This is a genomic window from Aldersonia kunmingensis (genome assembly GCF_001646865.1).
GTDB classification, from domain to species: Bacteria; Actinomycetota; Actinomycetes; order Mycobacteriales; family Mycobacteriaceae; genus Aldersonia; species Aldersonia kunmingensis.
This window is the reverse complement of record NZ_LRRB01000160.1, coordinates 1-3,675: the sequence shown is the minus strand read 5'-3', so window position 1 is coordinate 3,675 and position 3,675 is coordinate 1. Positions and strand designations below refer to the sequence as shown.

Genomic DNA, 3,675 nt, shown 5'->3' with positions numbered 1-3,675 from the left:
ATTTCACCCGACCAGTACCGGAAAACGTTCGCCTAACGAGGGAGAAGTCAATGCAGATCGCGATTGTGGTGTACCCCGGCTTCACCGCCCTGGACTTCATCGGCCCCTACGAGCTGTTGCGCAGCCTGCCCGACGCCGAGGTGCGGTTCGTCTGGCATGAAGTAGGACCGATCACCGCCGACTCGGGGGTACTGATGGTCGGTGCCACGCACTCGTTCGACGAGACACCTTCGCCCGACATCGTTCTGGTGCCCGGCGGAATGACGACGATGGAGCACGCCCGCGACGAAAAGCTGCTCGACTGGGTCAAGCGAGCGCATGAGACGTCCACCTGGACGACGTCGGTGTGCAGCGGCTCGCTGATTCTGGCGGCCGCCGGACTGCTGGAAGGCCGTCGAGCCACGTCGCACTGGCTGGTACTCCCGATGCTGAAGCCGTTCGGCGTCGACACCGTCCGCGACCAGCGGATCGTCCACGAGGGCAAGATCGCGACCGCGGCGGGTGTGTCCGCCGGTATCGACCTGGCGCTGTGGCTGTTCGGCGAAATCTGCGGCGAGGCCAAGGCCAAGGCCGTGCAACTGGCCATCGAGTACGACCCGCAGCCGCCGTACGACTCCGGTCACGTGTCGAAGGCATCGGCGGCCACCAAGGCGCTTGCGACCGCCCAGCTGGGCAAGGAATCCGCTAAGCAACGTCAGCTGGTGCCGTCGGTGCAGCTCCTGTGGGACGCCGCTATCCAGCGCGTTCGATCGAGGAACACCCGCAAGCGCGACCGCCAGCCGATCTCGGCGTGAACACGACATAAGGAAGGCCCCGGGCGCCATTGCCCGGGGCCTTCACTTCGTCGCCAGACCGATCAGCGGGCGGCGACAGTCTCTTCTTCGAGCTCGTCCATCGGATCGATGCTCGGCTCGATATCGATCGTTTGGCGCAACGGACGGTTCGGCAGGAATGCCACCGCGATCAGCGTGATCACCGAGGCCACCGCCGCGATCAGGAAGATCCGGCCGGTGGCGTCGCCGTAGGCGGCGCGCACGATCTCCTGCACCGGGCCGGGCATCGCATTCATGTCGAGGCTTCCGCCGCCACCACCGTTGCCGGTGATACCGAGCTTCGCCAGTCCGGTGGTGGACAGCTCCGAGACCCGGCTGGCCAGCACCGAACCGAGGACCGACACGCCGATCGCGCCGCCGAAGGTGCGGAAGAACGCGACGCTGCTCGATGCGGCACCGATGTCGTGCACGCTGACCGTGTTCTGCACCGCGAGCACCAGGTTCTGCATCAGGTTGCCCACCCCGGCACCGACGGCGAACATGAACACGCCCATCAGCCACAGGTTCGTCTCGTGATCGATGGTGGCGAGCAGCGCGAACCCGATCACCAGCAGCACGGCGCCGAGGATCACGAAGGGCTTCCACTTGCCGTAACGGGTGATGATCTGTCCGGAGACCACCGAGCCGGCCAGCATGCCGATGACGAGCGGGATGGTGAGCATGCCCGCCTCCGTGGGGCTGAACCCACGGGCGATCTGGAAATACTGGCCCAGGAAGGTGGTCGCGCCGAACATGCCGAGACCGACAGCGATTGACGCGATGATCGCGAGGCCGGTGGTGCGTTCGGTGACGATCTTGAGCGGAATGATCGGCGACTTCGCCTTGGCCTCCACCCACACGGTCGCTGCCAGCAGCACTACGCCGAGCCCGACGAGCAGCACGGTTTGCTTCGACATCCAGGCGTAGTAGTCGGCCTTACCGGCGAACGAAACCCAGATCAGCAGCACCGACACGCCCGCGGTCATCAGCAGTGCGCCGAGCCAGTCGATCGAGACTTCTTCCTTGCGCTCGGTCTTGATGTGCAGGGTCCGCTGCAGCAGGAAAAGGGCGATCACGGCCAGCGGGATGCAGACGAAGAAGCACCAGCGCCAGCCCAGCGGGCTGTCCACGATGACGCCGCCCAGGATCGGGCCGCCCGACATCGACACGGCCATTACCGCGCCCATGTAGCCGGAGTACCGGCCGCGGTCGCGCGGCGACACGATCGAACCGATGATCGCCACGACGAGCGCGGTCAGACCGCCCATGCCGATGCCCTGAACCACACGCGCGGCGAGCAGTACCGGCACGTTGTGCGCGAAGCCGGCGATGACCGAGCCGATCACGAAGATCACGATCGCGGTCTGGACCAGGACCTTCTTGTTGAACAGGTCGGCGAGCTTGCCCCAGATCGGGGTTGAGGCCGCGGTGGCAAGGAGCGCGGCGGTGATGACCCATGCAAATGCAGTCTGGGTGCTGTGCAGGTCGGCGATGATCGTCGGCAGCGCCGTCGCGACAATGGTCGAACTCAGCATCGCGGTGAACAGCGCAGCGAGTAGCCCGGCGAGCGCCTCGAGGATTTCCCGGTGCGTCATCGCGTTCGGATCGCGTTGTGTCACCGACTCGGTTGCTATCGACATATTGGCATTAACTTTCTGTCGAATCTCCCACGAGCAGGCCGAACCGGCGTTGCGCGTGGTTGGAATGTGCGTGCTGGGAAAGGGTTTTGCTCAATTTCGAGACCATGTCGAACGCCGCTACGGCGTCGTCCTCGGTCCAGTCCGCGAGCGCATGCTGCAGTCGGTCGGCTCGCTTGCGGCGCATGGATCGCAGTAGTTCCTGTCCGGCTTCGTTGACCCGGACGAGCGAGGCACGCCCGTCGTCCGGATCCGCGCTGCGGTCGACGAAGCCGCGCGAAACGAGTTCGCCGACCTGCCTACTGAGTGCCGATTGGGTGATGCACAGTTCGTCCGCAAGCGCGTTCTGTCGCACCTCGCCGAGCATGGCGAGCGTGAGCAGGATCGCAGCAGAGCCTGGAAGCAGCTCCGGCGCGTCGTTATCCGCGAGCGCACCGCGCATCGAGCGACCGAGCCGGAACAGCTCCTCGATGAAGTGCTCCGCGGTTTCGGTTTGCAGAGACATGACACCTCCCGCCCATCGGGCCGGGTAATTAGTTGACTTCGGCAACTATATAAAGAATGCTTGCGGCAATCAAGTAATTTCGGGTGTCTCACCCTCGCGGAGGGTTGTGATCTCGCCCACCCGGTACAAAGCGGCATGCGCAGGAAGTCACCATTGCGTCCGAGTGCGCCGATCGCCAGGATGTACGTGGGTTCCCAGCGCCGGGAGTTGCTCCCACTGCGTGGAGCGCTCTCCGGCGCTATGTTGTCTTGCAGCCAAATTCTGGGAATGAGGTTCTGGGGTGTCCGGTCGGTTCTTGAGCAAGATGCGAGTGCGGGCAGTACTTCTTGCCTGCGTGGCCGCGACAGCGGCCCTGGTCTCCCCCGCGTCTGCCGGCGCTGTGGGTCCGCTTTACCCGATCCCCAATCCGGATCCGTTCTATGCGCAGACACCGGATCTCGCGGGTAAGAAGAACGGCGACATCCTCGCCGTCCGCCCGATGCCGTCGGTCGGTGCTTTTCCCGGCGTCGGCGTCTCCCAGATCAAGTTCCGTTCGTCGAACTCCGAGGGCAAGCCGATCGCGGCCACCTCGTTGATCCTGCGGCCGCAGAATTTCCAGGCCGGCGCGCCGGTTCTCTCCTACCAGCACATCATCAACGGCCTCGGCACCCAGTGCGCACCGTCCAGCACGCTCTACACCAACGATCCCAACCTGGTCGTCCGCGAAGCCCCGGCACTGAAT

The 3,675-nt window shown here is 64.8% G+C and carries 3 protein-coding genes and 1 pseudogene; 2 read left to right on the top strand and 2 right to left on the bottom strand.

From position 1 onward, the window contains the following. Positions 1-50: 50 nt before the first annotated feature. Positions 51-794, top strand: coding sequence for a DJ-1/PfpI family protein (locus A8G08_RS11850; RefSeq protein ID WP_068273987.1), 744 nt, complete (start codon positions 51-53; stop codon positions 792-794). Between the two features lie 62 nt (positions 795-856). Here A8G08_RS11850 and A8G08_RS11845 read toward each other — a convergent pair whose 3' ends face one another. Both A8G08_RS11845 and A8G08_RS11840 read right to left on the bottom strand, forming a co-directional pair. Then, complete coding sequence (locus tag A8G08_RS11845) at positions 857-2,407, bottom strand: MDR family MFS transporter (RefSeq protein WP_068273989.1); 1,551 nt, start codon at positions 2,405-2,407, stop codon at positions 857-859. A gap of 52 nt (positions 2,408-2,459) precedes the next feature. Further along, positions 2,460-2,954 (bottom strand): MarR family winged helix-turn-helix transcriptional regulator, encoded by a 495-nt coding sequence (locus tag A8G08_RS11840; RefSeq protein ID WP_068273985.1) that lies wholly within the window; start codon positions 2,952-2,954, stop codon positions 2,460-2,462. A 304-nt stretch (positions 2,955-3,258) separates the two neighbouring features. Here A8G08_RS11840 and A8G08_RS11835 point away from each other — a divergent pair. Further along, positions 3,259-3,675: pseudogene (locus A8G08_RS11835) on the top strand (lipase); the annotation flags it as partial.